The sequence below is a fragment of the Mesorhizobium sp. M4A.F.Ca.ET.022.05.2.1 genome, from assembly GCF_003998845.1.
GTDB lineage: Bacteria > Pseudomonadota > Alphaproteobacteria > Rhizobiales > Rhizobiaceae > Mesorhizobium.
The window spans coordinates 1-1,341 of sequence record NZ_RZOJ01000714.1; the positions used below are offsets into that span (position 1 = coordinate 1).

General features: G+C 63.0%; 1 protein-coding gene. It reads left to right on the forward strand.

From position 1 onward, the window contains the following. Positions 1–1,341: bifunctional 2',3'-cyclic-nucleotide 2'-phosphodiesterase/3'-nucleotidase (locus EN745_RS34825; RefSeq protein ID WP_127423315.1), on the forward strand; the 1,341-nt coding region annotated here is incomplete at both ends.

The window sequence follows — 1,341 nt, forward strand, 5'->3', positions numbered from 1 at the left end:
CTCGACAGGAAGATCAAGGACGGGTCGGGCGCCGAGCAGCCGATCAGGATCGGCATCATCGGCTTCGTCCCGCCGCAGATCATGGTCTGGGACCTGAAGAACCTCGAAGGCAATGTGAAAACGCGCGACATCGTCGAGGCGGCCAAGGCCTGGGTGCCCGAGATCAGGGAGGCGGGGGCCGACATCGTGATTGCGCTCTCCCATTCCGGCATCGACATCAAGCAGGGCGAGATGATGGAGAATGCCTCCTTCTTCGTCGCCGGCGTCGACGGCATCGACGCCGTCTTCACCGGCCACCAGCATCTCGTCTTTCCCGGCAAGAAGGATTTCCAGGCGCTGGACGGTGTCGATACCGGCAAGGGCACGCTGCAGGGCAAGCCGGCGGTGATGGGCGGCTTCTGGGGCTCGCATATGGGCCTTATCGATCTGCTTCTGGAGCGCGACGGCTCGAAGTGGAGGGTGGTTTCCGCGACGTCCGAGGCGCGGCCGATCTATGAGCGGGTCGACAGCAAGAACAAGGCGACGGTTGGCGACGACCGGCGCATCATCGCCGCGCTCGAACAGGACCATGAGGCGACGCTCGCCTATGTGCGCCGCCCCGTCGGCAAGACCTCGGCGCCGCTCTATTCCTATTTCGCCCTCGTCGCCGACGATCCGTCGGTGCAGATCGTCAACCAAGCGCAGAGCTGGTATCTCAAGGACATACTGAAGAGCACGCAATGGAAGGACGTGCCGCTGCTCTCGGCGGCGGCGCCCTTCAAGGCCGGCGGACGCAGCGGCGCCGACTACTACACCGACGTGCCGGTGGGCGACATCGCCATCAAGAACGTCGCCGACCTCTATCTCTATCCCAACACCGTGCGGGCCGTCGAAATCACCGGCGCGCAGGTCAAGGAATGGCTAGAGATGTCGGTCGGCATCTTCAACCGGATCGAACCGGGCAAGGCCGACCAGCCACTCATCGACACCGACTTCCCATCCTACAATTTCGACGTGATCGACGGCGTCGCCTACAGGATAGACCTGTCGCAGCCGCCGAAATACGATGCCAAGGGCGGGCTGGCGAATGCCGGATCCAGCCGCATCGTCGACCTGATGTTCGACGGCAAACCGATTGATCCTGCACAGAAATTCGTCGTTGCAACCAACAACTACCGCGCCGGCGGCGGCGGCAATTTCCCGGACATAAACGCTTCGAAGATCATCTATGAGGCGCCGGACACCAACCGCGACGTGATCGTGCGCTATGTCATCAGCGAGGGCACGATCAATCCGTCGGCCGACGGCAACTGGTCGTTCGCGCCGCTGCCTGGAACCAGCGTGGTGTTCGAGACTGGGCTC